We start from the raw sequence: 26069 nt of genomic DNA, 5'->3' as shown, positions 1-26069 counted from the left end.
AACCGAGCGCCGTCCCTCGCGGCTCTGGATCCTGACCTTCGTCAGGATGACGGAGGAGTCTGAGGACGATGCAACACTACGGGTGACAATTCCGCCACGCCTCCCCTAAGGTTGCAGGCATGGCATTACGGCTCGACAACCACAGCTTCAGCGACGCGCTCGTCATTCTCGGCGCTGCCGGGCTGGTGATCCCCGCATTTGCGCGATTCAAGGTGAGCCCGGTCATCGGGTTCATCCTGGTCGGATTGCTCGTCGGCCCCGCCGGGCTTGGTGCGCTCACCGGCGTCGCGCCGTGGCTCTATTACCTCACCATCTCGAACCCCGAATCGATCGAGCCGTTCGCCGAGTTCGGGATCATCCTGCTGCTGTTCTCGATCGGGCTCGAACTCTCGTTCAAGCGGCTATGGTCGATGAAGCGGCTGGTGTTCGGCACCGGCGCGGCCGAGCTGATCGGCTCCGCGCTGATCATCGGCGTCGCGCTCCACTTCATCGGCCAGGGATGGGCCGGCGCGATCGGGCTGGGGTTCGCGCTCGCGCTGTCGTCGACCGCGCTGGTCCTGCCGCTCGTCGGCACCACCGGCGCGGTCGGGCGCGGCGCGTTCGCGATGCTGTTGTTCGAGGATCTGGCGCTCGTCCCGATCATCTTCGTGCTCGGTGCGCTCGCGCCGACTGCAAGCGCCGATGGCTGGGCGGATATCGCCGGGGTGGCGTTACGCGGGGGCCTGACGGTGGTCGCGATGTATGTCGGCGGGCGGGTCGTCCTGCCGCGGCTGTTCGGACAGGCCGCGCGGACCAAAAGCCCCGAGCTGTTCCTTGCAGCGTCGCTGCTGGTCGTCATCGTCGCCAGTGTCGCGACCACCGCCGCCGGGCTGTCGCCGATCGTCGGCGCGCTGCTCGCAGGACTGCTGATCGCGGAGACCGAGTATCACAGCGAGGTCGAGGTGATCACCGCGCCGTTCAAGGGCCTCGCGCTCGGCGTGTTCCTGATCTCGGTCGGCATGAGCCTCGACCTGCGGCTGATCGCGCAGAACTGGCCGTCGCTGCTGCTCGCGGTGACGGGCGTCGTTGCGGTCAAGGCGATCGTGACGTTCCTGTTCCTGCGCGTTGCCAACTCGCGGCGCGGCGTAGCGGCCGAAACCGGCCTGCTGATGGGCAGCCCGTCCGAGACGACGCTGATCGTGCTCGCCACCGCCGCGCAGGCGCAGCTGATCCTGCCCTCGACCGCGACCTTCTGGCAGACCGTCACCGCGATCGGGCTGACGATCACGCCGCTGCTCGCCAAGCTCGGCCGCACCGTCTCGCGCCATCTGGAGAGCCGGTCGGTCGCCGATACGAGCGATATCGAGATCGACGACGACGGTCCGGGCACGGTTGTGATCGGCTTCGGCCGGGTCGGGAACATGGTGGCGGACATGCTCGCGGTCCACGGTCAGAAATATGTCGCGGTCGAGGCGGATATCGACTCGGTCGAAGCCGCGCGGCGACAAGGGCACCCGGTGCTGTTCGGCGACGTCTCGCGCGCGGAACTGGTCGATCGGCTGAAGCTGCACACGGCGAAGGCACTGATCCTGACGATGGACGATCCCGTGCTGACGGTGCGGCTCGCGCGGCGGGTGCGTGCGTTGGCACCGGACCTGCCGATCGTCGCGCGTGCGCGCGATACCGCGCACGCGGCCGAGCTCTACCGCGCCGGCGTGACGGATGCGGTGCCGGAGACGCTGGAGAGTTCGCTGCAACTGGCCGAGGCGGTGCTGGTCGATCTCGGCGTGGCGATGGGGCCGGTGATCGCGTCGATCCACGAGAAGCGCGACGAGCTTCGGCAGGAGATCAAGAAGGCGGCGGACATGCTGGTCGAGCCGCGCATCAGGAAGGCGAAGCGGACGCCGCGTTCGGCGTAGCGCGTCCGGTCATCGCGCTCCTTGTTCTCCCGCAAAGGCGGGAGTCCAGTCTGGGTCCCCGCCTTCGCGGGGAAACAGGGTTGGAGGATTGCTGAACGCTCATCGCTCAACGACCGATGGCGAGTTCAGCCATGCCAACCCACGCACCACCCCGGCGAAGGCCGGGGCCCAGTTGGAAAGGTCGTTGTAACGGAGCTCCGCTACTCGTTACCTCCGTCCCCCAACTGGGCCCCGGCCTTCGCCGGGGTGGTAGATGTATAGTCGTAGCTCAGTCATGCCCGCCTCCGGCGCAGGGCCGCGCAATCTAAGCCACGCTCGCCCGGCTGGTCATCAGCGGCTGGATCCGCGTCCCGAACGCCTCCACCCCTTCGAGGAAATCGTCGAAGGTGAGCAAAACGCCGCCGGTATTGGGCACCGCGGCCATCTCGTCGAGCATCCGCGCGACGCTTTCGTACGAGCCGACGAGAGTGCCCATGTTGATGTTTACCGCGCCTTCGGGGGCGGCAAGCTGGCGGACGTTGGTGTCTTTATTGTGCGTGTCCTTCGCGCCCTGATCCATCAGCCACGCGATCGCCTCGACATCGACGCCCGCGTTGTAATGCTGCCATTTGGCCATCGCCGCGTCGTCGGTTTCGGCGGCGATGATCATGATCAAGACGAAGACCTGCACGTCACGCCCGGTCTTCGCGGTCGCGAGCGCGAGGCGTTCGTTGTTGACCGCGAACGCAGTGGGTGTGTTGACGCCCTTCCCCAGGCAAAACGCATAGTCCGCCCATTTGGCGGAGAAGGCGAGGCCGTCGTCGGACGATCCCGCGCAGATGATCTTCATGTCGCCGGTCGGCCTGGGCCAGACCCGGCAGTCGGTCATCTGGTAATAGTCGCCCTTGAAGTCGGACGTTCCCTCGTCCCACAGCTCGCGCAGGATATGGGCGTATTCGTCGAGCATCGCGTAGCGGTTGCGGAAATGTTCGTCGCCGGGCCACATCCCCATCTGCGTATATTCGGGCGGCTGCCAGCCGGTGATGAGGTTCAGCCCGAACCGGCCATGGCTGATCGAATCGATCGTGTTGCACATCCGCGCGGCATAAGCAGGCGGGATCAGCAGCGTCGGGCAGGTCGCGAAGATCTTGATCCGTTCGGTGACCGCAGCAAGCCCGGCCATCAGCGTGAAGCTCTCCAGCCCGTAATCCCAGAACTCGGTCTTGCCACCAAAGCCGCGCAGCTTGATCATCGACAGCAGGAAATCGAGCCCGTGCTTCTCGGCCGCCTGCGCGATCGCCTTGTTGAGATCGAAGCTCGGTTTGTACTGCGGCGCAGTCTCGCTGATCAGCCAGCCATTGTTGTTGATGGGAACGAAGACGCCGACCTGCATATGCCGCTCCTATTCGCCGTCGAGCCAGTCGAGCAGCCACATGTTGAAATGCGCCGCCCGCGTCACGTTGCAGGCGTGCGCGCCCACCGCCATCCGCGCGAGCAGCGCACCGGGGATGCCGGCGGCGAGCTTTTCGGAAGCGGACGGCGGCACCAGCATGTCGTCGTCCGACGCGACCAGCAGCGTCGGCACGCGAATCTCGTCGAGGCGGCCGGCGATGTTGAAGCGCCGCACCGCCGCCACCCGCCGCTCGATCATGTCCGCGCCGGGGAAGTGCGCGAGCAGCGCCTCCTCCTCGTCCTGGAGCGCATCATGGTGATCGGCGATCCATTGCGGCGGGTAGAGGAACAGCGGCTGCGCGTGGAGATAGGCGCGCGGGCCGCTGTTGCGCAGCAGTGCGAGCCGCGTGTCGAAACAGCGCGCGGTGTGGAGGTCGAGCTTGGCCCAGCCGTTGATGACGACGAGCCGGTCGAGCCGGGTGGGCGCTGCGAGCGCGAGCGCGAGGCCGATATGCCCGCCGAGCGCGTGGCCGATAAAGGTGCAGCGATCGAGCCCGATCGCATCGATCAGCGCGACGACGTCGGCGGCCATCGCCTCCACGGTGAGATCGCCCGCGACATGGCGATCGGAGCGGCCGGTGCCGCGGTGATCATAGGTGATGACGCGGTGGCGGGCGGCGAGCGCGGCGAGATTGGGCTGCCAATAGCTGCCCGATCCGCCAAGACCGCTCGACAACAGGATCACCGGCCCCTCCGGCTGGCCGTGCGACTCCCAGTGGATGCCGCCTGCGTCGGGCATCAGGCGAGGTGGGCGATGCTGGCGATCTCGACAAGGCAGTCGGGTTTCACCAGCTCGGTCTTGATGCAGTAGCGTGCGGGCTTGGGGCCGGGGAAATACTCCGCATACACCGTGTTGAACGCGGCATAGTCGGCGAGGTCTTTCAGGAAGATGTGGTTGAAGGCGATATCCGCCATCGTCGCGCCCGCGGCCTCGAGCGTGGTCTCGATCGTCTCCAGCACCGCGCGGGTCTGCGCCGCGGCGTCGCCGACATGCAGCACGATGCCGCCCTCGCCCAGCGCCAGCACCCCCGAGACGTAAACCGTGTTGCCGGCCTTCGCCGCCGCCGAATAGGGCGCGATCGGGGTCGGGAACTGCGGCGGGTTGATGGCGTCGAACGGCATGTGTTTTCCTTCTACGTGCTCATCATGGCCAAGCCGTTCCCCCGCGAAGGCGGGGGTCCAGGGTCGCAGGCGATATCGTTCGTGATTCCTGGGCCCCGCGTTCGCGAGGGAACAAGGGAGAATCGATCACTTCGGCAACTGCCCGAACGAACCGCAGAAATCGCCGACGGTGCTGACCCAGCCGAAGAATTTCTCGACATTGTAGACGGTGGCCGCCTGCATCTCGGGCGGCCCGAGGTGATGCGTCGCGTCCTCCAGCATCACCCCGAAATATTCGAGGTGGAAGCCGTCGCGCAGCGTGCTCTCAACGCAGACGTTGGTGGCGATGCCGACGAAGACGAGGTTGCGGATGCCGCGCGACCGCAGGATGCTGTCGAGCTGCGAATTGAAGAACGCCGAATAGCGCGTCTTGTGGACGCGGATGTCGCCGGGCTGGGGTTTCAGCGCGTCGACGATCTCGTAATCCCACCCGCCGCGCGCGAGGAAGCGGCCGTGCAGCTCGGGGCGCGCGCGCATCGTCTTGAGCGCATTGGACTTGTGCCAGTTCGGCGAGCCGGGACCGCCCGCCTCGACATAGTCCGCGTCCCAGCCGTTCTGGAGGAAGACCACTGGCATCGCCGCGGCGCGCGCGGTGGCGAGGACCTTGGTGATCTGCGCGATCGTGGCGGCCGCGCCGGCGATGTCGAAGCCTGCGGTGTCGACATAGCCGCCGGGCGACGCATAGGCGTTCTGCATGTCGATGACGATCACCGCGGTTTCGGCAGGATCGAGACGCAGCGCCTCCGGCCGCGCGGGCAGCGTGACGGCGTTCGCCTCGTTCGCACCGGTACGCAGGATCGGGGGGCCGACTGTCATTGTGACAAGCTCGCTGCATCGCGGGCATTGTGCAAGTGCGAAATGATCTGGGGTGGAAGCGTATCCAGCCAGCCCCAAACAAGTGTGTATCCCCGCGAAGGCGGGGACCCAGACTGGGCTCCCGCCTTCGCGGGAGAACAAGGAAGCGAGAACCGCACGCGCGAAGCATCCCCCAGCCACCCCGCGCACCAGCCACCACCGTCATCCCAGCGAAAGCTGGGATCTCCCGGTTCAGGCCACAGCGCACGCCACGCGAAGATCCCAGCTTTCGCTGGGATGACGGGCGGTGCTGTGGTCGACTCTGGTGTATCAAACGTCAGTCGCGCGGCGAGTCCCGCCGCCGCCGCCCCGCGTCGCCGACCTACACCGCGGCCAGCGCGAAATCCTTGAACCGGTCGCGCAGCGCCGTCTTGAGCAGTTTCCCCGTCGCCGTATGCGGCAACTCGTCGACGAACACGATCGCGTCGGGCAACCACCATTTGGCGACATGCCCTGCCAGGTGATCGAGGATCGCCTGCTCCGCAACCTCGCTGCCGGGCTTGCGGACGACGATCAGCAGCGGGCGCTCGTCCCATTTGGGATGATACACGCCGATCGCCGCCGCCTCCGCGACGCCGGGACACCCGACCGCTGCGTTTTCGAGATCGACCGAGCTGATCCATTCGCCGCCCGACTTGATGACGTCCTTCGAGCGATCGGTGATCTGCATCGTGCCGTCGCCGTGGAGCATCGCGACGTCGCCGGTGTCGAACCAGCCCTCAGCGTCGACCGCATCCGCGTCCGCGCCGAAATAGCGCTGCACTACCCACGGCCCGCGGACCTGGAGCTTGCCCGCGATCGACCCGTCGCGCGGGAGCACCTTCCCCGCGTCGTCGACGATGCGCAGTTCGATCCCGAACGGGACGCTGCCCTGCTTGCCGACGAGATCGAGCTTCTCGTCATGCGTCATGTCGTCCCAGTGCGGCGGCGCGAAGCCCGCGGTGCCGATCGGCGAGGTCTCGGTCATGCCCCAGAGGTGCTTCACATCGGCGCCCATCCGCATGATCCGGTCGATCATCGCGCGCGGCGCCGCCGAGCCGCCGATCGTCACCAGCTTGAGATGCTCGGGCGCCTGGCCGGTCGCATCCATATGACCGAACATCGCGAGCCACACCGTCGGCACACCCGCCGAATGCGTCACGCGCTCCTGGTTCATCAGCCGGCACAGCACCGCGGGATCGTTGACCGCGGAATAGACGACCTTCGCCCCCGACAGCGCGCAGGCGAACGGCAGCCCCCACGCGGCGGCGTGGAACATCGGCACGACCGGCAGCACGACCGCGCTTGGCGAGAGATCGAACACCCAGGGCGCGACCTCGGCCATCGCGTGGATCATGGTCGATCGGTGCGTGTAGAGCACGCCTTTGGGATTACCCGTGGTGCCGCTGGTGTAGCAGAGCATGCACGGATCGCGCTCGGGCCCTTCGACCCAATCATAGTCGCCATCCTCGGCATCCAGCAGCGCCTGGAAACCGTCGGGCCCAAGATCGTCGAAGCAGATATAATGGCGGACGCTGGTCCACTGGCCGCGCAGCCGGTCGACGAGCGGCTGGAATGCCTTGTCGTAGAGCATCACGCGGTCTTCGGCGTGGTTGGCGATGTATACGAGCTGTTCGTCGAACAGGCGCGGGTTGATCGTGTGGATCACGCCGCCCATCCCGATCGTGCCGTACCAGGCGACGAGGTGATGCGCATGGTTCATCGCGAGCGTCGCGACGCGGTCACCGGCCGCGACGCCGAGCTTTTCGAGCGCCTGCGCGAGCTTGCGCGCGTCGCGGGCAATGCCCGACCAGGTCGTGCGCGTCTCGCGCCCATCGGCCCAGTAGCTGACAAGTTCCCTCGCTCCGTGTTCGCGCGCCGCATGGTCGATCAGCCGGGGAACACGAAGCTCGAAATCCTGCATTCCACCCAGCATTCCCGCTCTCCCAAGCTGTTATCCGACCAGAGCAAGCCTCGTTTCAGAGGTCTTCAGCTCCACCTTGGTCACACCGTGCAACGACTCGATGTGCTCCGCAAGTTCGCCGTCGAGCAGGAAGTCGCGGCCGAGCAGCACGCACAGCTCGCCATCGGGCAGTTGCGCCTTCACCCGCACCTCGCCGCGCGCACCGCGATGGTCGGCGAGCAACGATGCCAGTCCGGCGAACGCGGCCATGTCCGAGATCGTCACCACGACCTGGAACCGCGCGAGGTTGGCGAGCCCCTCGAACGGCTGGATCCGCTTGATGCTGACGCGCGGCGTGTCCTCGCCGGGCTTGCGATCGAGCTCGACGGTGATGAGCCCGCAGCCGCCGGCCTTGGCGGCTTCCTCCAGATCCTTCGAGACCTGCTCGTCGAAGCACGTCGCCATGAACTGGCCGCTGGCATCCGAACACTGCGCCATCATGAAGCGCTTGCCGCGCGCGGACGTGCGGTAGCGCGCGTCCTCGACCAGCACCGCCATGGTCGCGCCCGCGCGGCTGCCGTCGTCGGGGATGTTGAGTTCGGACAGCGCGGTATAGGCGCGCGCGCCGTGGCTGTTGGCGATGTGGCGGTGGCGATCGACCGGGTGCGCGGAGAAATAGAAGCCGAACGCCTCCTTCTCCTGGTCCATCCGCTGGCTGAGCGTCCAGCGCACCGACGGCGGCAGCTTGATCGCGTCGCCCGCGGGCTCGGCATCGCCGAACAGACCGCCCTGCCCGCTGGTCTTCTGCTCGTGCGTCCGCGCAGCGATCGCAAGGATCGTCTCGGCGGTGGCATGGATGCCGGCGCGGTTCAGGTCGAGCCCGTCGAACGCGCCCGCGGCGGCGAGCGTCTCGAGCTGGCGTTTGTTGAGCAGCCGCGGATCGACCCGCTTGGCGAGTTCATCGAGCCCGCCGAACCGGCCGTTCTGGACGCGCTCGACGACGAGCTTCTCCATCGCGCCCTCACCGACCGACTTCAGCGCACCCAGCGCATAGCGCACCGCCAGATTGTTTCCCCGCGAAGGCGGGGACCCAGTCTGGGCACCCGCCTTTGCGGGTGAACAGTCTTCTTCCTCGGGGTCGGGCAACACCTCGACGTCGAACTCGGCCTGGCTCGCATTGATGCAGGGCGGCAGCGTGGCGATGCCCAGACGCCGCATGTCGTCGGTGAAGATCGCCAGCTTGTCGGTCTGGTGCAGATCGTAGCACATCGACGCGGCGAAGAATTCGTGCGGGTAATGCGCCTTCAGCCACGCGGTCTGATAGGCGAGCAGCGCATAGGCGGCCGCGTGGCTCTTGTTGAAGCCGTACCCTGCGAACTTGTCGATCAAGTCGAACAGCTCGTTGGCCTTCGCCTTCGGGATGTTGTTCACCTTGGCGCAGCCCTCGACGAAGATCGCGCGCTGCGCGTCCATCTCGGCCTTGATCTTCTTGCCCATCGCGCGGCGCAGCAGATCGGCGCCGCCGAGCGAGAAGCCCGCCAGGATCTGCGCGGCCTGCATGACCTGTTCCTGATAGACGAAGATCCCGTAGGTCTCCGACAGGATCGTCTCGAGCGCGGGGTGCGGATATTCGATCGTCTCGGTGCCGTTCTTACGACGGCCGAACGACGGGATATTGTCCATCGGGCCCGGTCGGTACAGCGACACGAGCGCGATGATGTCGCCGAAATTGGACGGACGAACCGCGGACAGCGTGCGGCGCATGCCCTCCGATTCGAGCTGGAACACGCCGACCGTGTCGCCCTTCTGGAGCAGCGCGTAGACGCCGGCGTCATCCCATTCGAGCGCGTCGAGATCGACCTTGACGCCGCGCTTCGCGAGCAGCTGGACGCCCTTCTGCAGCACCGACAGCGTCTTCAGCCCGAGAAAGTCGAACTTCACGAGGCCTGCGCCCTCGACATATTTCATGTCGAACTGCGTGACGGGCATGTCCGAACGCGGATCGCGGTAGAGCGGCACGAGCTGCGCGAGCGGCCGGTCGCCGATCACCACGCCCGCGGCGTGCGTCGACGAGTGGCGCGGCAGCCCCTCCAGCTTCATCGCCAGATCGAGCAGCTTTCGCACGCCATTGTCGTTGGCATATTCCTTGGCAAGCTCGCCGACGCCGTTCAGCGCGCGCTCGAGCGTCCAGGGATCGGTCGGGTGGTTGGGCACCAGCTTGGCCAGCCGGTCGATCTGGCCATAGCTCATCTGCAGCACGCGGCCGGTATCCTTGAGCACCGCGCGCGCCTTCAGTTTCCCGAAGGTGATGATCTGCGCGACCTGATCACGGCCGTATTTCTCCTGGACGTAGCGGATCACCTCGACACGCCTGGTTTCGCAGAAATCGATGTCGAAATCGGGCATCGACACGCGTTCGGGGTTCAGGAAGCGCTCGAACAGCAGCCCCAGCTTGATCGGATCGAGATCGGTGATCGTCAGCGCCCAGGCGACGACCGAGCCTGCACCAGACCCACGGCCCGGACCGACCGGAATGTCGTGATCCTTCGCCCATTTGATGAAGTCGGCGACGATCAGGAAATAGCCGGGAAAGCCCATCTGGACGATCACGTCGACCTCGAACGCGAGCCGTTTGCGATACACCTCGCGCCAGCCGTCCTCGCCTTCCCCATGGAGCTCGGTGATGCGTGCCAGACGCTTTTCGAGCCCCGCCTCGGCGTCGTCGCGCAGCAGCTTGGCCTCGCCCTCGATATCGCCGGCGAGGCTGGGGAGGATCGGCTTGCGGTACGGCGCCATCACCGCGCAGCGCTGGGCTACGACCAGCGTATTGGCGATCGCCTCGGGCAGGTCGGCGAACATCTCGTGCATCACCGGCGCGGGCTTCATCCATGCTTCGGGGCAGCTGCGGATGCGGTCCTCGGTCTCGACATAGGTCGAGTGCGCGATGCAGAGCATGGCGTCGTGCGCGTCGCCGAACGCGCTTTCGGTGAAGCAGCACGGGTTGGTCGCGACCAGCGGCAGGTTGCGTTCGTACGCGATGTCGATCAGCGCTTCCTCCGCGGCGATCTCGGTCGCATCGCCGCGGCGCGAGAGCTCGATATAGAGGCGGTCGCCGAACAGCCCTTGCAGCCGGTCGAGATAGGCGCGGGCGCGGTCGGGCTGGCCTTCGGCGAACAGCCGCGCGAGACCGCCTTCACCGCCCGCGGTCAGCGCGATCAGCCCGTCGGTGTGGCGTTCGAGCGCGGCGAAATCGACATGCGCGGGCATTTCGATCGGGCGGTCGAGATGCGCCATCGACACGAGTGCGCAGAGGTTGTCGTAGCCCTTTGCGTTCTGCGCATAGAGCGCGATCCAGTCGAACGGGGTGGCGACGCCGTCGGGCATGTCGGGGCGGCTGAGGCCCAGCATCACGCCGATGATCGGCTGCACGCCGTCCTTCTTGGCGGCGTCCGAATAGGCCATCGCGGCGTACAGCCCGTTGCGGTCGGTCAGCGCCGCCGCGGGAAAGCCCAGCGCGCGCGCCTGCTTGGCAATCGCCTTCGGATCGATGGCGCCGTCGAGCATGGTGTAGCAGGAGAAGACGCGGAGCGGGACGTAACCGGAATGCATCGATAGCAGGTAGGCGCTCGGGCGTGATTCGACCAGTCGCGTTGGGGGATGAGCAGGGCTGGGACGCGATGAATTGAGGTGGGAGTGTGGACGGCGGGGCTTGCGGCGCCTCCGCCCAAGCTTCGTCCGTCATCCTGGGCTCGACCCAGGATCCAGAGCCGCGGGCGACGGACTGCGTGGCTCTGGATCCTGACTTTCGTCAGGATGACGGGAGTGTGGGTTGAGGACGGCGCCGGCACGCAAGACGGGCGCACTCGAATATTCGGTAGCATTGTTCCCCCGCGAAGGCGGGAGCCCAGTCTGGGCCCCCGCCTTCGCGGGGGAGCACGCTTCTTCTCGCGGGTGCCCCCCCCAAACACCACCCCGGCGAAGGCCGGGGCCCAGTTGGGGGACGTTGCTAACTAAGGTCTACGCTTTGTTACTGCGACCTTTCCAACTGGGGCCCGGCCTTCGCCGGGGTGGTATGGGGGTGCAGGGGTGGCAGTCGAAGTGCCGGTGGTAGCGGAAGTTCTACAGCAGCTTCTCGATATCCACCCGAATATCCGCCGGCTTGGTCGTCGGCGCGTACCGATCGACCACCCTCCCCTCCCGATCGACCAGAAACTTGGTGAAGTTCCACTTGATCGCCTTCGACCCCAGCACCCCAGGTGCATCCGCCTTCAACCGCTCGAACAACGGATCCGCCGCCCCACCGTTGACGTCGACCTTCGCGAACACCGGAAACGTCACGTCGTAGGTCAGCGAACAGAAATTCGCGATCTCCGCGGCATCGCCCGGCTCCTGCCCGCCGAACTGGTTGCACGGAAACCCCAGCACCTCGAACCCGCGCGCGGCATAGTCGCGGTGGAGCGCCTCGAGCCCTTCATATTGCGGCGTGAAACCGCATTTCGACGCGGTGTTGACGATCAGCAGCACCTTGCCGCGATACGCCTCGAGCGCGGCGGGCGTGCCGTCGGCGGCCTTGACGGTGAATTCGGTGATCGCGGTCATGCAGCACTCCCGTGGCGGCTTAGCAGATACGTCAGGTTCTGACGCACGCCGGGCCATTCGTGCGCCAAGATGCTGTAGACGACGGTATCGCGCAAGCGGCCGTCCGCCATCACCTGATGCCCGCGCAGCACGCCGTCGCGTTTCGCGCCGAGCCGCTCAATCGCGGCCTGCGACCGCTTGTTGAGGCTGTCGGTGCGAATCTGGACGCATGCGCAGCCGAGCGTCTCGAACGCGTGGGTCAGCAGCATCAGCTTGGCCTCGGTATTGACCCCGGTGCGCTGCACCGCGGTGGCGTAGAAGGTGCCGCCGATCTCAAGCCGCTTGTTGCCCGCGTTCATCCGCATGAAGCGGGTCGAGCCCACCACGGTGCCGCCCGCGACCACCGCGAAGATCCGCGCGCGGCCGAAATCCTGCTCGCGGAACGCGGCGTCGAACCAACGGTCGGGCGCCTTCATCATCGCGACATTGGCGTAGAACAAGTCCCACAGATCGTCTGCCGACGCGGCGGCGACCAGCGCGTCTTTGTCGTCGGCGACCAGCGGGCGGAGCGTGACGTGACGCCCGACGAGCGTCGGCGTCGCGTCCCAGCTCACGCCAGCCGCCCCTCGTGGAGCCGGAACACGCGGTCCATCCGCGCGGCGAGGCGCTCGTTATGCGTCGCGACCAGCGCCGCGGTACCCTGTTCGCGGACCAGCCGGACGAATTCGGCGAAGACGATGTCCGCGGTATGCTCGTCGAGATTGCCCGTCGGCTCGTCCGCCAGCACCAGAGCGGGCTTGTTGGCGAGCGCGCGCGCGACCGCGACGCGCTGCTGCTCGCCGCCCGACAACTGGCTCGGCCGGTGCGTCAGGCGGTGGCCAAGGCGGAGCTGCGTCAGCAACTCCGCCGACCGCGCATCCGCCTCGGCGCGCGTGGCGCCGTGGACGAGCTGCGGCAGCACGACGTTCTCGGTCGCGTTGAAATCCGGCAGCAGATGATGGAACTGGTAGACGAAGCCCAAGCTGTCGCGGCGCACCACCGTGCGTTCATGCGCGTTGAGCTTCGACGCCTCGGTGCCCGCGATCTTGATCGATCCCTGGAAGCCACCTTCGAGCAGCCCGACCGCCTGCAACAGCGTCGACTTGCCCGACCCCGACGGCCCGAGCAGCGCGACGATCTCGCCCGGCGCGATCGCGAGGTCGACGCCGCGCAGCACGTCGATCGTCGCGCCACCCTGCGTGAAGCTCTTGGTCAGCCCGCTCGTCTCCAGGACATAGCCATAGGCCTGCTCGCTGCGACGATCGATCGGAAGGCCATTATTCATAACGCAGCACCTGCACGGGGTCGGTACTCGCCGCTTTCCAGGCCGGATAGAGCGTCGCGAGGAAGCTGAAGACCAGCGCCATCAGCGCGATCACGATGATCTCGACCGGGTCGGTCTTCGACGGCAGCTCGGTCAGATAGCGGATCGACGGATCCCACAGATCCTGCCCGGTGACGAGCTGGACGAAGTTCACCACGCCCTGCCGGTAGAACAGGAAGACGAAGCCCAGCGCGAGCCCCGCGACCGTGCCGAGCGCACCGATCGTGGTGCCGACGACGATGAAGATCCGCATCAATCCGCCGCGGGTCGCCCCCATCGTCCGCAGGATTGCGATATCGCGAGTCTTGGCGCGCACCAGCATGATCAGCGACGACAGGATGTTGAACACCGCGACCAGGATGATGATCGACAGCACGGTGAACATCGCGACCCGCTCGACCGCGAGCGCCTCGAACAGCTGCGCGTTCATCGTCCGCCAGTCCTGGATGATCGCGCGGCCGCCGATCTTGTCCGCCAGCGGCTTGAGGATCTCGCCGACCTTGTCCGCGTTCACCGTCTTCAACTCGACCATGCCGGCCGCATCGCCCATCAGGAGCAGCGTCTGCGCATCCTCGATCGGCATGATGATATACGCCTTGTCGTAATCATAGACGCCGATCTCGAAGATCGCGCCGACGGTGTAGCTGACGATACGCGGGACCGTGCCGAACGGCGTCGTCTGCCCCTGCGGGCTGAACAGCGAGATTTCCGACCCGACCTGCGCACCGAGCGATTCGGCGAGCCGCGAGCCGATCGCGATCCGGCCGCTGCCTTGCGTGATCGAGGACAGCGAGCCCATCAGGACCTTGCCCTGGATCGTCGAATTGCGCCGGATGTCGTCGACGCGCATCCCGCGTACCAGCACCGCCTCGGCGCGACCATTATAGGTGGCGGCGAGCGGCTGCTCGATCAGCGGCACCGCGCTGGTCACGCCCGGAGTCGCGCGCGCCTGCGCGACGATATCGCGCCAGTCGGGCAGCTTGCCACCGACGCCCTGCACCACCGCATGGCCGTTGAGCCCGACGATCTTGTCGAACAGCTCGGCGCGGAAGCCGTTCATCACGCTCATCACGATGACGAGCGCGGCGACGCCGAGCATCACCGCGACCAGGCTGATCGAGGCGACGAGGAAGATGAACGCCTCGCCCTTGCCCGGCAGCAGATAGCGGCGGGCTATCATCCGTTCATAGCGGGACAGGATCATGGGCAGCCGGGTTCGATCGTTAGGGAAACAGTCCTGCGGCTCTAGGACGCGGCCCCGCGCGAGGCAACTGCGCCCGCGCGGACCGCCGCCATGGGCATGACCGCGCCCGATGGCTAGATTGGTATGTTGCGCAATCGCCACAGCGCGTATCCAATCGTGCCGCCGCCCTCGCAAATATCGTGACAAAGCCCGCTGACATAACTAGCAAAAACCTTGCTGAGACACAGGCAACGGCCGTGGTTCGGGGACTGCTTTTACGCCGCACCGAAGGTGCAGAGCGGAAGCACAAAAATGGGGGCTGACGAGCGATCGTCACGCAGGCGCCCGGATCGGCAACGATCCGGGCGTTTGCTTGTCCGGTAGAGTTCATCACAGTCTCTATACTTTGCGGCACCGTCTGGATTGGTGGTCGCGCCGTCGCGGCTGCTACCGCCAGAACACTCCGCGACGATCATTACTATCGACGCACGTATTCTTCCGGAAAGATGCCGCGCCTGCATGACGGGGCGCTCCGTGCAGTCTCGTCTGCTACTCGCGGCCCATCTACCCTTCCGTAAGCGATCGACAGGGACGGCACAGATGTTCAGCCGGCCAAATCTCGAGGATGGAAGCGAGCCTGGCCCCGCCTGTTATGTCTTCTGCTCTTCCCCAGGCACGCCGCTATAGGGCGTCGCCTTGTTCTCGCTCGGCTTGGCGTCGAAGCTGTTCGATCGCTTATGGTCGCTGCACGCCCCAAGGATCAGCAAAAGACCCGGCAGCAGGACGCGCATGTGAAGTTCCGATTTCATGGTTCCCGCCGCTACGCCCTATCGTGTCGCAACCCGGCATGATTTCGGTGCCAACGCTGAAACGGGAGATTCAGGCTTCCCGTATTCAGGCGTGGCGAACGGGGCTTTGGCTGGAAGGCACTGCGCGCTCGCTGCGCCCCCAGCAAAACGGTTAGTCCGCGTCCGACCCGGCGGCCAGACGCTCCGCGACTAGTGCGGTGACGACGGCCTGAAGGACGTGGATCGCCCAGCGCTCTGCCGCCTTGCGCGGCCCGGCGTTGATTTCACCATCGGTGATGCCGAGGACCGGCGCGATCCCAGCGATATTCACGACGTACAATGCCGTGCCGTACAGCACGCCGATCGCGGCGGGCGACAGCGACGGCGCCGCGCGCTGGATCGCGGGCAGCGCCGCCGCGAACGCGGCCGAAGCGCCGAGATGGTTGGCGAACTCGACCGCGCTGGTGCCCGCGTCGCCGATCACCGCCCGCGATCCCGTCACGTCGTCGATCCAGTCGACCGCATCGCGATCGAGCGTCTTCGTGAGCACGCCGGTCTTGCGCCCCGCCACCATCACCGCCGTCGTGACCAGGCCCGCTACGAGCCCTCCGGCAATCGCTGCTTTGTACCGCTGCATGTGAAACTCCCGTCGATCGTTAAACGCTGATCGCGAGTAACGCATCGGCGAACGGAAGCGGTCCCCAACAGGTACTGGCGAGAAGTTCATTGATATCGCAGCGCGCGTGCGGGTTCGCTTCGCGCGACGCGGAGTGTCTGGCCCAGGATCGTCGCCACCGCGATGCTCGCGGCGAGCATGACGGCGCCGACGAACAGCCAGGGCGACAGCGCGACCCGGTCGTCGAACCCGGCGAGCCAATGCTCCATCGCGTAATAGGCAAGCGGCACCGCGATCATCGTCGCGATCAGCACGGGTTTGAGAAACTGCCCGATCAGCAGCCGCAGCACGTCGGTCGTCGAGGCGCCGAGCGTCTTGCGGATGCCGATCTCCTTCACGCGCCGCGCGGTATCGAACGCCGCGAGACCATAGAGCCCGATGCAACCGATCGCGACCGCGAGGACCGCGCCGATCATGAACAGCCGCGATCGCTGGACGTCCTGGCGATAAAAGGATTCGTAGAGTTTCTGATCGACCGTCACCGCGGCCGGGGGCACCGCCGGCGCGATCCGGTGCCACAGCGTCTCGATGCGCGCGAGGATCAGCGCGGCATCGCCCGCAGTCCGGACGACCTGAACCGAGCGGTAGCCGCCATCGGGCCGGTAGCTATAGGCCAGCGCATCGACCGGATCGCGCGGCGTGCCGAACCGCATGTCGTCAACGACACCGACGATCCGAACCGCGCCGGCATCGCGCGCCACCACCTGATCGATCGCGTCCGCGGCGCGCGCGAACCCCAGCCTCCGGACGGCGGTGCGGTTGAGGATCACATTCGGCAGTCGCGCGGGCGGATCCTTCTCGCCATTGCCGATGTCGAGCGCGAAGCGGGCGGGATCGAACAACCGCCCCGCGATCAGTCTCGCGCGGTAGGTCTCGAAAAAGGCGGCTCCGACCGTGCCCTGGACGATCATCGGGGGGTCGCCGGTCGCCCCCGCGCGGTGCATCTTGCCGATCGCGAAGCTCCCGCCGCCTGGCACGATGCCGCTCGTCGTCACGGCCGCCACGCCCGGGATAGCGCGGATCGCGGTCGCGAGTTCGGTCCTCTGCGCCGGATCGAGCGCGCGGTCGCCAAACCCGTTGACGATGATGAGGCCATCGCGGCCGAAGCCGATATCGGCATTCTGGACATGGCGGGCCTGCGCGACGAGCACCGCCGTGCCGATCATCAAACTGGTCGCGATCGCGAACTGGAGCACGACCAACGCCTTGCGGACGCGGGCCCCGGTGCGGTCGCCCCCCGGAGTCTGTGCCGCGGCGAGCACCGCGGCGGGCTGGAACCGCGAGATCACGAAGGCGGGATAGAAGCCTGCGAGCAGCGTCACGAGCGCGACCAGCGCGGCGAGCGCCGGCAGGATCGATCGCGCGCCCCAATAGACCAGCATGAGCCCCGTCCCGCCGATCGCGTTGACGAACGGAAGCGCGATCTCTGCCAGCGTCAGGCCGACCAGCGCCGACAGCGTCACGGCGACCAGCGCTTCGCCGAGCAGTTGGACGACCAGCATGCCGCGCGTCGCCCCGAGCACTTTGCGCATCGCGATCTCGCGTGCGCGCATCCCTGCCCGCGCGGTCGCCAGGTTCACATAGTTGAGCATCGCCAGCAGCAACGCGACCGCCCCCACGGTGCCGAGGACGGTCACGACCGTGCGGCTGCGCCTGTCCGCGAGGTGCACGTCAGCGAGCGGCGTGATGTCCTCGGTCAGGAACTTGATGCTGTCCGCGTTGAAACCCGGATCGGGGTGGCGACGGATGAAGGTGGCAATACGCTCGGCGCTCGCGGCATCGGGCAACGACAGGAAGGTCGTCACGCCGTAGCCGGCGGATTGTTCGTCGGCGGCGGGCCGCGCGGGCATCGCCGCGAACAGGTCGCTGACATAGGTCGTGTTCGCGGGCAGGTTCGCGATCACTGCACCGATCCGGTAGACCGCGGGCTTGCCGTCGCGCGCGACCGTCAAGGTACGGCCGAGCGCGCTGGCCCTGCCGAAATAGGTCTCGGCGACCATGCGGGTGACGACGATGCCATCGGGGCGTGCGAGCGTGCTAGCGATATCGCCCTCCAGCACCGGCGACGGAAAGATCCGGAAATAGCCCGGATCGACCAGCGCGAGCCTGGCGGTGGCGCTGCTCTGCCCCGTCAACACCGTGGCGGTGTCGTACGGTGTCATCCGCACGCCGACGAGCCCGGGAAACGCGGCCCTGAGCTGCGCGAGCAGCTCGGGCGACGAGGGGATCTGGAACCGCGGATTGCCCGGAAACTGGATGCTGCGCTCCACCTTCCACACCCGCTCCCACCCCGGCAGCACGCGGTCATAGCCCGTCTCGAACCGCACGAAGAGGAAGAGCACCAGGAACACGGCAACGCCCAGCGCGAGCCCGCCGATGTTCAGGATCGCGTACAGACGATGCCGGGCGAGCGACCGGTACAGGGTCAGCAGTGCAGCGTGCATAATGATGATCCTATTCGTAGCGCAGCGCGCGCGCGGGCTCGGCGCGCGAGACGCGCCACGCCTGGCCGAGGACGGTGGCGCTCGCGATCAGCACCGCGGCGAGCGAGGCGCCCAGGAAGACCATCGGCGACAGCGCGATGCGGTCGTCGAACCCGGCCAGCCAGCGTTGCATCGCGACATAGGCGAGCGGCCAGGCGACGATATTGGCCAGGATCACCGGCCGCATGAACTGCCCGATTAGCAGCATGAGCACGTCCGCGGTCGACGCCCCGAGCGTCTTGCGGATGCCGATCTCCTTGACGCGTCGGGTCGTGTCGAACGCGGCGAGGCCGTAGAGCCCGATACAGCCGATCGCGATCGCCAGGACCGCCCCGATCGTGAACAACCGCGAGCGCTGCGCATCCGCCTTGTAATAGCGGCGGAACAGATTGTCCTCGACCGAGCGCGCGTCGAACGGAACGCCGGGCACGACTCGCTTCCACGCCGCCTCCATCGCGGTCGCCATCGCCTTGGGATCGCCGGCATAGCGCACCGCGGCATAGGGCGAGAGGATGTCGATGCTGTTGTAGCTATAGGCGACCGGATCGACCGGATCGCGCGGACTGCGGAACCGCACGTCGTCGACCACGCCGATGATCGTCGATGGCCGACTGCCGTCGTTGATCGTCTGCCCCAGCGCTGCGGCGGGCGATGCGAAGCCCAAGGCGGTGGCCGCCTTGCGGTTGATCACGATATTGGGCCCGGTCCGCTTGCGCTGCTCGAGCGTCAGCAGCGCGCGATCATCGGCATGCGCGGTATCGAACAGGCGACCGGCGATCAGCCGCGCACCATAGACCCTGAAATAGTCGCGGCCCGTATCGACATCCATGACCGACGTCTTCACGCTGGAGCCGCCCGGTCGGGTATAGCCGGAGAAGTTCGTCGTGCTCTGGTCGCCCGGCGCGTTGTTGCCGACCGTGACGCCGGTCACGCCCGGCACCGCCGCCAGGGCGCGCAGGATCGCCGCGCGTTGCGGCGCGTCGATTCCACCCGTCATCAGCGACCGCACGATCATCAGCCCGTCGCGCCGAAACCCGAGATCGGCGTCGCGCATATGCGCGGTCTGCGCCAGCATCGTCGCGGTCGCGATGGCGAAGGCGATCGCGATCGCGAACTGGATCACGACCAGTCCGCCGCGCAGCCGTGCACCGGCGCGACCACCGCCCGGCGCGCGCGTCGACGCGAGCACCGCGGCGGGGCGGAAGCTCGACAACACGAAGGCGGGATACAGCCCGGCGACGAGCGCAATCCCCAGGACCAGCGCCACGAGCGGTGGCAGGATGCCGTCTGCCCCGAGATACCGGATCGCAAGCTTGGTCCCGCCGAGCGTGTTGACGAACGGCAAGGCGATCTCGGCGAGTGCCAGCCCTATCAACGCGGCCACCGCGACCGTCGCCAGCGCCTCGCCCAGAAACTGTCGCATGAGCGACCGGCGCGTGCCGCCGAGCACCTTGCGCATCGCCACCTCGCGCGCGCGGAGCCCCGCACGCGCGGTCGCCAGGTTGACGTAATTGACGATCGCGATGAGCAACGTCAGCAGCCCGACAGCGCCCAGCGTCGTCACGATCGCGCGGTCGCCGGGGGTGTACAGGTGCATCGCGGTCATCGGTCGCAGCGACTGGAAATACTCGCCCTTCTTGATGTTGCCGCTCGCATAGGCGTGCGCGTCGAGGAACGAGGGCAATCGCGCCTCGAACGCGCGCGCCGCCGGGACATCGGGAAAGCGCAGGATCGTCGTCAGCGATGCGCTGCCCCAGTGATCCCACCATTCGTTGCCGAACCGCGCACGGACGAGTTGCGCGAACATCTCGCTCTTGAAGGTCATGGTGTCGGGCATGTCGCGCAGTACGGCGCCGATCCGATAGGGATAGGTCTGGCCATCGATCGACAGCTGCAGCGTCTGGCCGATCGCCGGCTGGCTGCCGAAATATTTGCGCGCGGCGGCCTGCGTGACGACGAGCCCGTTGGGATCGGCGAGCGTGGCGGTCGGGTCGCCCTCGATCGCGGGATAACGCATCAGGTCGAAGAAATTCGGATCGACCGCGGCTAGATCCTCCGCGGTCGCCTGCGCCCCTTGCCGAACGGTCGCCGCGACATTGGAATAGCGCGTGCCGACGAGTTGCGGATAATCGGCCTTCAGGATTGTCAGTTCGCTGCCCAGCGTGTCGGAGCTGGTGTCGGTGGGATAGCCAGGCATCGCATAACGCTGCTCGAGCACCCAGAGCTTGTCCTGATCAGGCAGCACGCGGTCGAATCCTGTCTCGAACTGCACGAACAGGAACAGCACGAGGAACGTCGCGATCCCCAATGCCAGCCCGCCGATGTTGAGTGCGGCAAACAGGCGGTGGCGCGTCAGCGACCGATAGAGGCTGGTGAGAACGGACACGGGCGGTTCCTTCAGGCGTCGCGCGCGGCTTTGGTCGCGGCGAGATGGCGGACGAGGACGACGACGAGCAGCAGCAACACCAGCGTCCCGAGCGACCGGCGGATCATGCCACCCGCCGCGCGGACGACAGGATGCGGCCGTCGAGCATGTGCACCGTGCGCTTGGCGATATCGGCATGCGACGGGCTGTGCGTGACCATCACGATCGTCGCGCCCTCCGCGTTCAGCTGGCCGAGAATGTCCATCACCTGCGCGCCGTTCTCGGTATCCAAATTGCCGGTCGGCTCGTCCGCCAGGATGAGGCGCGGCTCGCCGACGATCGCGCGCGCGATCGCGGCACGCTGCTGCTGCCCACCGGACAGCTGGTGCGGATGGTGGCGCTGGCGGTGCGCGATGCCGACGCGGTCCATCGCCGCCGCCACCCGTTCCTTCTTCTCCCGCGCGGGCATCGATCGATAGGCGAGGCCGAGCGCGACATTCTCCGCGATCGTCAGTTCGTCGATCAGGTTGAAGCTCTGGAATACGAACCCCAGCCGATCACGCCGCAGCTTGGCCAGGTCGGCCTCAGGGGCGCGGGCGATGTCGGCGCCCTCGAACAGGTAGCGGCCATCGGTCGGCCGATCGATCGTGCCGATAATGTTGAGCAAGGTCGACTTGCCGCATCCCGACGGCCCCATGATCGCGACGAATTCGCCCGCCTCGACCGCCAGGTCGATCCCGCCGAGCGCGGTCGTCTCGATCTCGTCGGAGGCATAGGTGCGGCTGAGGTCCTGAAGATGGATCATGATCGGTCCTATCGGATGAGAAGCGTCTGGAAGGGGGCGTAGGTGTTGAGCGCGGTCGTCACGATCCGCTCGCCGGGTGCGAGCCCGGAGACGATCTCGACCTGATCGGGATTGCGCCGGCCGGTAACGATCGCGCGGCGCACCGCCCTGGCGTCACCGTCGAGTACGAAGGCGGTGGTGCCGCCCGCGTCCAGCCAGCCGCCCGACGGCGCGACCACCGCGGGTCGATCCGCACCGAGGACGAGGCGCACGTCGAGCGTCTGGCCGCGATTGAGCCCGGTGGGCGCGGCGCCCCGAAACGCCAGTTCGATACGAAACCGGCCTTCGGTCACCTGCGGCAGGACCTTGAGCACCGCCATCGGGTAGCTGCGCCCGTCGAGATCGGCGGTCGCGGCGAGCCCGGTGCGGACACGCCCCAGATAATATTGATCGACGTCGGCGGTCAGCTTCCACTGTCCCTCCGAATCGATCTGCCCGACCGGATCGCCGCTCTTGAGCGTCTGTCCCGGCTGCAGCGTGAACGCGGTCAGCCGGCCCGCGACCGGCGCGCGCAGCACGAGCGCGGACAGGCTCGCGCGCACCATCGCGAGGCTTTCGCGCAACTGCCGTGCGGTCGCGGCGATCCCCGCGGACTGATCCGCGAGCGTCGCCCCCGCCTGCGCCATACCGGTATCGAGCGCGGCGACGCGCGCCGTCTGGAACGTCACGTCCTGGCGTACCGGATCGATCGCGGCGCGCGTGATGATCCCCTTCTCGAACAGCACCTGTTTCTGCGCGAGCAACGTCTGCGCCTTGGACAGCGCGTTGCGTGCGTCCGCGACGTCGCGGCCGCTGGTCTGGCGCGCGGTCTGCACCGACAGCCGCTGTCCGCTGATCGCACTCAACTGTCCGGCGATATCGGCGGACCGGCTGGCGACATCGAGTTCGAGCGACGGATTCGACAGCCGCGCGAGTGGCGTGCCCGCGGCGACCATCACGCCGTCGCTCGTCGCGATCTCGGCGACCTGCCCGCCCGAGATCGCCGTCACGAACACGGTGCGCAGCGGCGCCACCTCGGCCCGCAGCGGCACGAAGTCGCGGAACGGCGCGCGCGTGACCTCGCCCGTGCGGATCGCCGCCGCATCGACGGTCAGCGCATTGGCGCCCGGCATCAGCAGCCACAGCACCACGCCAACGACGACGATCGCCAACAGGATCGCACCGCGCACGATGCGCTTGCGCCGCTTCGCGTGCGGGCGCTCTATGCGCCGATCCATCGCGGCGCCGGTTCCGGCCAGGGTTTCCGTCATGCGGACAGTGTACGCGGCTGCCGGGCAATACCCTAAGACACTGGTATTGTTCTAGAATTCATATCCGGCCGAGATCACTGAACACCCTAACTGTACCGACTGTCCGTTTCCGGACACTATGCCGAGCATGTCAACCGAATCGCACATCCTCGTCATCGACGACGATCCCGACATCGCCAAGGCAGCACGACTGTTGCTCGAGCGGCACGGGATGCGCGTGTCGACCGCGGCCGACCCGGACTCGGCATGGGTCCTGCTGGCGGGCGAGCCGGTCGACGTCATCCTGCTCGACCTGAATTTCGCACGCGGGCGGACGAGCGGCGACGAGGGGTTCGCAATGCTCGACCGGCTGATCGCGGCGGATGCGCGCGCGGTCGTGATCGTCGTCACCGGGCATAGCGGGATCGCGGTCGCCGTGCGCGCGATGCGCAGCGGGGCGGCCGATTTCGTCATCAAGCCGTGGCACAACGAACGCCTGCTGACGACGGTCGAACGCGGCGTGGCGCTGCGCCGCGCGAGGCTGGAAACCGCAGCAATCCCGCCGGTGTCGGGCGGCGTCCTGCTCGGCGACAGCGCGGCGATCGCCCGCGCGCGCGACATGATCGCACGGATCGCGCCCACCACCGCGCCGATCCTCGTCCACGGCGCCGCGGGCACGGGCAAGACTTTGCTGGCACAACTGATCCATCAGGCCTCGGCGCAGTCGCACGGGCCGCTCGTCACGCTGGATGCCGAGGCGGCAGATGCGGCGAGCATCGCCGGTTGCGCTGCCGCTGCGACAGGCGGGACGCTGGTGATCGATCATATCGACCGCCTGCCGCGCACGCTGCACGCCGATCTGTTGCGCAGCCTTGGCGCCGTCCGCACGGTCGCAACCACGCGCCGCGACGGCGAAGGGCTGCGCACGGCGATAAGCGAAGATCTGCTCGACCGGATCGGCACGATCCCGATCGCGCTGCCGCCGCTTGCCGAGCGCGGAGACGACGTGCTGCTGCTCGCGCGGCATTTTCTCGCGCTCTTCGCCTATCGCCACGGCAAGCCCAACCGGCCGCTCGGCGACGACGCCGCGCAGGGAATCGTGACGGATCGCTGGCCGGACAATATCCGCGGCGTGCGGCAGGCGATGGAGCGCGCGGTGCTGCTCGGCAACGGCGATATCTACACCGCAGGCGACATCCTGCGGTCGCCCGACGTGACTGCGCCGCAGCCGCTCGCGCCGGATCTGTCGCTGGCCCGCAACGAGGGAACGCTGATCGCCGCGGCGCTCAACCGCCACGCCTTCAACGTCAGCCGCGCCGCCGCCGACCTCGGGCTGACGCGAGCTGCGCTCTATCGGCGAATGGCGCGCCATGGCCTCTGACCGGGTTCGCCGCATGCTCCGCACGCTGGTCGTCGCCGCGGTCGGTGCCGCCGGCGCGGTTGCCGCCACGCGTGGCCTCTATGCGACGGCGGTGCTCGCCGCGCTGATCGCGGTGTGGACTGCCGCGCTCAACCTGGTCGACACCCGCCCGCAGCGACCGGTACCGCCGCCGCCTGTCCCCGTTTCTCCCGGCGAGGAGGAGCGGCGGCGGCTCACCGCCTATCTCGATCTGTCCCCCGCCCCGCTGGTCGCGCTCGACGATGGTCGCCTGCACGTCGTCAATCGTGCCGCGCGGCATCTGCTCGGCGCAAACGACAGGGTCGTCGATCCACCCGAGGGCCTTGTCGCTGCGCTCTCCGACACCCGCCCCGGCCGCACCGCCACGATCGACATCGGCCGTGACACCAATGTCCGCAGCTTCGCACTGGCCACCGGCGACCTCGCGCTTGCCGGGCGGATGACCCGGATCGGCGCGCTGATCGATATCGATGCCGAGTTGAAGGGGGCCGAGGCCGCGGCGCTGCGCGATCTCGTCCAGGTGCTCAGCCATGAGATCGTCAACGCACTGACCCCGATCGCCTCGCTTGCCGAGACCGCGGTCGCGATGCTCGACGATCCGGATCCCGCGCTGCCCCAGGTCCGCGATGCGATTCTGACGGTCGCGCGTCGCGCTGCGAGTCTCCACCGTTTCGGCGAAAGCTACCGCGCGCTCGCCAAACTCCCGGCACCCGCCCCGGAGCGCCTATCCGTCACGCCGTTCGTGAGCGATCTCGAGGCCCTGTTCGTCACCCGCTGGCCGACGATCGCGTTCAGCACGGACCTGCGCGAGGCACCCGCTCATATGCACGCGGATCCGGATCAGCTGACCGCGGCGATCTGGGCGGTCCTGCAGAACGCCGCCGAAGCGTTGCACGACACGCCGGACCCGAGCGTCACCCTGTCGATCCGCGCGCAAGTCGGGCAAACGCTGGTCACGATGACGGATAACGGGCCAGGCATCCCGGTCGGCAACCAGGCCGACATCTTCCGCCCATTCTTCACCACCAAGAAGGAGGGGTCCGGCGTAGGACTGGCCCTCGCCCGCCAGATCCTGCGCGGCCACAATGGCGATCTGACGCTCGCGCACTCCAGTGCGGGCGCGACCCGTTTCGAGAGCATGGTCCCGTCGATCGCGGCCGGTTGACCGCGCCTGGGCTTACCGCAGGACCAGCATGACGTCGGCAAACCCCGACGCCATGCTGTTCACCGTCACATCAGAAGCGAACGCCCATCGCATACACGACCTGTTGCCGGGTCGGCTTCAGGCTCGCGGTCAGCACGTCGGTCTCCGCCGAGACACGACCATAGTTGGTATAGACATACTCCAGTCGACCATAGACGCCGCTGCCGACCGAGGCTTCGATACCACCGCCCACATGGAAGCCGTCGAACGTGCGGCCGACATTCTCGTCCGGGAGAATGAATTCATAGTCGCGGTAGTCGACCGATACGCGGCCGTTCGAATACCCGCCCTTGCCATAGATCAGGAACTTCTGGTCCAGGACGACGCCCACGCGAGCGCCCGCCGTGATGTTGCGCCCAGCACGCAGGCACAGGCGATCCGCGCCGTACAGTTCGCCGCAGGCCTTGACCGTGGAACCTTCGAGGCCCGCATAGGCACCGATGACCATCTTGTTATCGGGGCTGAAATCGTAACCGACTTCGCCACCATAAGACACGCCGCTCTTGTCGGCCGACTGGCTGACGCGATTGCCCGCATCCTGCAAGGTCGCGCGAATATCGGGGTTATCCCAACCGGCGCGCAGCTCTATGCGCGGCCCGTTGAACGTCTGGACGATGTCTTGCGCCGAGGCCGACGTGGATACGAAGGCAGCCGCGACAACGGCTCCCATGGCAACGATCTTCATTGATTCCTCCCGTAGCGAGCGCGATCGCCAGCTCCGGCCTTAAAA

At 67.2% G+C, this 26069-nt stretch carries 20 protein-coding genes; 3 read left to right on the top strand and 17 right to left on the bottom strand.

Translation table 11 applies throughout. The features are described 5' to 3' along the window. The first annotated feature begins 119 nt into the window (after positions 1 to 119). Positions 120 to 1898 carry a cation:proton antiporter domain-containing protein gene (locus C8J26_RS11530; RefSeq protein WP_056417116.1) on the top strand — a complete coding sequence of 593 codons (1779 nt, stop codon included), beginning with the start codon at positions 120 to 122 and terminating at the stop codon, positions 1896 to 1898. 304 nt (positions 1899 to 2202) lie between these two features. On the opposite strand, the gene rutA is transcribed toward C8J26_RS11530, so the two are convergent. The 16 genes from rutA to C8J26_RS11455 all read right to left on the bottom strand — a co-directional run bounded on the left by rutA (position 2203) and on the right by C8J26_RS11455 (position 22757). Next, on the bottom strand, positions 2203 to 3270 hold the full coding sequence (gene rutA, locus C8J26_RS11525; protein WP_107958092.1) for a pyrimidine utilization protein A: 1068 nt from the start codon (positions 3268 to 3270) through the stop codon (positions 2203 to 2205). Positions 3271 to 3279: 9 nt separating this feature from the next. Then, entirely contained in the window at positions 3280 to 4068 is a 789-nt protein-coding gene (gene rutD, locus C8J26_RS11520; RefSeq protein ID WP_107958090.1) for a pyrimidine utilization protein D, read from the bottom strand. After that, a complete protein-coding gene (gene rutC / locus C8J26_RS11515) occupies positions 4068 to 4451 on the bottom strand; it encodes a pyrimidine utilization protein C (protein WP_107958088.1) in 384 nt (127 codons plus the stop codon). The genes rutD and rutC overlap by 1 nt, the downstream gene beginning before the upstream one ends. A gap of 126 nt (positions 4452 to 4577) precedes the next feature. After that, positions 4578 to 5306: a pyrimidine utilization protein B gene (gene rutB / locus C8J26_RS11510; RefSeq protein ID WP_107958086.1), complete on the bottom strand. Its 729-nt coding sequence runs from the start codon at positions 5304 to 5306 to the stop codon at positions 4578 to 4580. A 361-nt stretch (positions 5307 to 5667) separates the two neighbouring features. After that, positions 5668 to 7260, bottom strand: coding sequence for a long-chain fatty acid--CoA ligase (locus C8J26_RS11505; RefSeq protein ID WP_107958084.1), 1593 nt, complete (start codon positions 7258 to 7260; stop codon positions 5668 to 5670). Positions 7261 to 7278: 18 nt separating this feature from the next. Next, the gene (dnaE, locus tag C8J26_RS11500; protein ID WP_107958082.1) at positions 7279 to 10836 is read right to left on the bottom strand and encodes a DNA polymerase III subunit alpha; all 3558 of its coding nucleotides are present in this window, start codon (positions 10834 to 10836) and stop codon (positions 7279 to 7281) included. 510 nt (positions 10837 to 11346) lie between these two features. After that, a complete protein-coding gene (locus C8J26_RS11495; RefSeq protein WP_107958080.1) occupies positions 11347 to 11826 on the bottom strand; it encodes a glutathione peroxidase in 480 nt (159 codons plus the stop codon). Next, positions 11823 to 12419, bottom strand: coding sequence for a GNAT family N-acetyltransferase (locus tag C8J26_RS11490; RefSeq protein WP_107958078.1), 597 nt, complete (start codon positions 12417 to 12419; stop codon positions 11823 to 11825). The genes C8J26_RS11495 and C8J26_RS11490 overlap by 4 nt, the downstream gene beginning before the upstream one ends. Continuing rightward, positions 12416 to 13129, bottom strand: a complete 714-nt coding sequence (locus C8J26_RS11485) for an ABC transporter ATP-binding protein (protein WP_107958076.1) — start codon at positions 13127 to 13129, stop codon at positions 12416 to 12418. The genes C8J26_RS11490 and C8J26_RS11485 overlap by 4 nt, the downstream gene beginning before the upstream one ends. After that, positions 13122 to 14372: a lipoprotein-releasing ABC transporter permease subunit gene (locus C8J26_RS11480; RefSeq protein WP_056417086.1), complete on the bottom strand. Its 1251-nt coding sequence runs from the start codon at positions 14370 to 14372 to the stop codon at positions 13122 to 13124. Before C8J26_RS11480 ends, C8J26_RS11485 begins: the two co-directional genes overlap by 8 nt. 629 nt (positions 14373 to 15001) lie before the next feature. Beyond that, positions 15002 to 15160, bottom strand: coding sequence for a hypothetical protein (locus C8J26_RS20470; RefSeq protein WP_156359675.1), 159 nt, complete (start codon positions 15158 to 15160; stop codon positions 15002 to 15004). A gap of 151 nt (positions 15161 to 15311) precedes the next feature. Then, a complete protein-coding gene (locus C8J26_RS11475; RefSeq protein ID WP_056417083.1) occupies positions 15312 to 15776 on the bottom strand; it encodes a hypothetical protein in 465 nt (154 codons plus the stop codon). An 86-nt stretch (positions 15777 to 15862) separates the two neighbouring features. Then, positions 15863 to 18259, bottom strand: coding sequence for an ABC transporter permease (locus C8J26_RS11470; RefSeq protein WP_107958074.1), 2397 nt, complete (start codon positions 18257 to 18259; stop codon positions 15863 to 15865). Between the two features lie 10 nt (positions 18260 to 18269). After that, positions 18270 to 20684 carry an ABC transporter permease gene (locus C8J26_RS11465; RefSeq protein ID WP_107958071.1) on the bottom strand — a complete coding sequence of 805 codons (2415 nt, stop codon included), beginning with the start codon at positions 20682 to 20684 and terminating at the stop codon, positions 18270 to 18272. A gap of 103 nt (positions 20685 to 20787) precedes the next feature. Beyond that, a complete protein-coding gene (locus C8J26_RS11460; protein WP_107958069.1) occupies positions 20788 to 21468 on the bottom strand; it encodes an ABC transporter ATP-binding protein in 681 nt (226 codons plus the stop codon). Between the two features lie 8 nt (positions 21469 to 21476). Beyond that, the gene (locus C8J26_RS11455) at positions 21477 to 22757 is read right to left on the bottom strand and encodes an efflux RND transporter periplasmic adaptor subunit (RefSeq protein ID WP_244185263.1); all 1281 of its coding nucleotides are present in this window, start codon (positions 22755 to 22757) and stop codon (positions 21477 to 21479) included. Positions 22758 to 22884: 127 nt separating this feature from the next. Between C8J26_RS11455 and C8J26_RS11450 the strand changes: the two genes are divergently transcribed. Both C8J26_RS11450 and C8J26_RS11445 read left to right on the top strand, forming a co-directional pair. Beyond that, positions 22885 to 24117, top strand: coding sequence for a sigma-54-dependent transcriptional regulator (locus C8J26_RS11450; protein ID WP_107958227.1), 1233 nt, complete (start codon positions 22885 to 22887; stop codon positions 24115 to 24117). Continuing rightward, positions 24107 to 25300 carry a sensor histidine kinase gene (locus tag C8J26_RS11445; protein ID WP_107958067.1) on the top strand — a complete coding sequence of 398 codons (1194 nt, stop codon included), beginning with the start codon at positions 24107 to 24109 and terminating at the stop codon, positions 25298 to 25300. Before C8J26_RS11450 ends, C8J26_RS11445 begins: the two co-directional genes overlap by 11 nt. 70 nt (positions 25301 to 25370) lie before the next feature. On the opposite strand, the gene C8J26_RS11440 is transcribed toward C8J26_RS11445, so the two are convergent. Further along, complete coding sequence (locus C8J26_RS11440; RefSeq protein ID WP_056417069.1) at positions 25371 to 26024, bottom strand: outer membrane protein; 654 nt, start codon at positions 26022 to 26024, stop codon at positions 25371 to 25373. Positions 26025 to 26069: the final 45 nt, after the last annotated feature.

Origin of the sequence: Sphingomonas aurantiaca, assembly GCF_003050705.1 — a bacterium.
Lineage (GTDB): Bacteria > Pseudomonadota > Alphaproteobacteria > Sphingomonadales > Sphingomonadaceae > Sphingomonas > Sphingomonas aurantiaca.
Note: the sequence above shows the minus strand (reverse complement) of the source record. Positions and strands in the feature narration are given on the sequence as shown.

Coding starts and splice junctions, on each gene's coding strand:
- C8J26_RS11530 (WP_056417116.1), top strand. CDS start 120: ATGGCATTACGGCTCGACAACCACAGCTTCAGCGACGCGCTCGTCATT.
- rutA (WP_107958092.1), bottom strand. CDS start 3,270: ATGCAGGTCGGCGTCTTCGTTCCCATCAACAACAATGGCTGGCTGATC.
- rutD (WP_107958090.1), bottom strand. CDS start 4,068: ATGCCCGACGCAGGCGGCATCCACTGGGAGTCGCACGGCCAGCCGGAG.
- rutC (WP_107958088.1), bottom strand. CDS start 4,451: ATGCCGTTCGACGCCATCAACCCGCCGCAGTTCCCGACCCCGATCGCG.
- rutB (WP_107958086.1), bottom strand. CDS start 5,306: ATGACAGTCGGCCCCCCGATCCTGCGTACCGGTGCGAACGAGGCGAAC.
- C8J26_RS11505 (WP_107958084.1), bottom strand. CDS start 7,260: ATGCTGGGTGGAATGCAGGATTTCGAGCTTCGTGTTCCCCGGCTGATC.
- dnaE (WP_107958082.1), bottom strand. CDS start 10,836: ATGCATTCCGGTTACGTCCCGCTCCGCGTCTTCTCCTGCTACACCATG.
- C8J26_RS11495 (WP_107958080.1), bottom strand. CDS start 11,826: ATGACCGCGATCACCGAATTCACCGTCAAGGCCGCCGACGGCACGCCC.
- C8J26_RS11485 (WP_107958076.1), bottom strand. CDS start 13,129: ATGAATAATGGCCTTCCGATCGATCGTCGCAGCGAGCAGGCCTATGGC.
- C8J26_RS11480 (WP_056417086.1), bottom strand. CDS start 14,372: ATGATCCTGTCCCGCTATGAACGGATGATAGCCCGCCGCTATCTGCTG.
- C8J26_RS20470 (WP_156359675.1), bottom strand. CDS start 15,160: ATGAAATCGGAACTTCACATGCGCGTCCTGCTGCCGGGTCTTTTGCTG.
- C8J26_RS11475 (WP_056417083.1), bottom strand. CDS start 15,776: ATGCAGCGGTACAAAGCAGCGATTGCCGGAGGGCTCGTAGCGGGCCTG.
- C8J26_RS11470 (WP_107958074.1), bottom strand. CDS start 18,259: ATGCACGCTGCACTGCTGACCCTGTACCGGTCGCTCGCCCGGCATCGT.
- C8J26_RS11460 (WP_107958069.1), bottom strand. CDS start 21,468: ATGATCCATCTTCAGGACCTCAGCCGCACCTATGCCTCCGACGAGATC.
- C8J26_RS11455 (WP_244185263.1), bottom strand. CDS start 22,757: ATGACGGAAACCCTGGCCGGAACCGGCGCCGCGATGGATCGGCGCATA.
- C8J26_RS11450 (WP_107958227.1), top strand. CDS start 22,885: ATGTCAACCGAATCGCACATCCTCGTCATCGACGACGATCCCGACATC.
- C8J26_RS11445 (WP_107958067.1), top strand. CDS start 24,107: ATGGCCTCTGACCGGGTTCGCCGCATGCTCCGCACGCTGGTCGTCGCC.
- C8J26_RS11440 (WP_056417069.1), bottom strand. CDS start 26,024: ATGAAGATCGTTGCCATGGGAGCCGTTGTCGCGGCTGCCTTCGTATCC.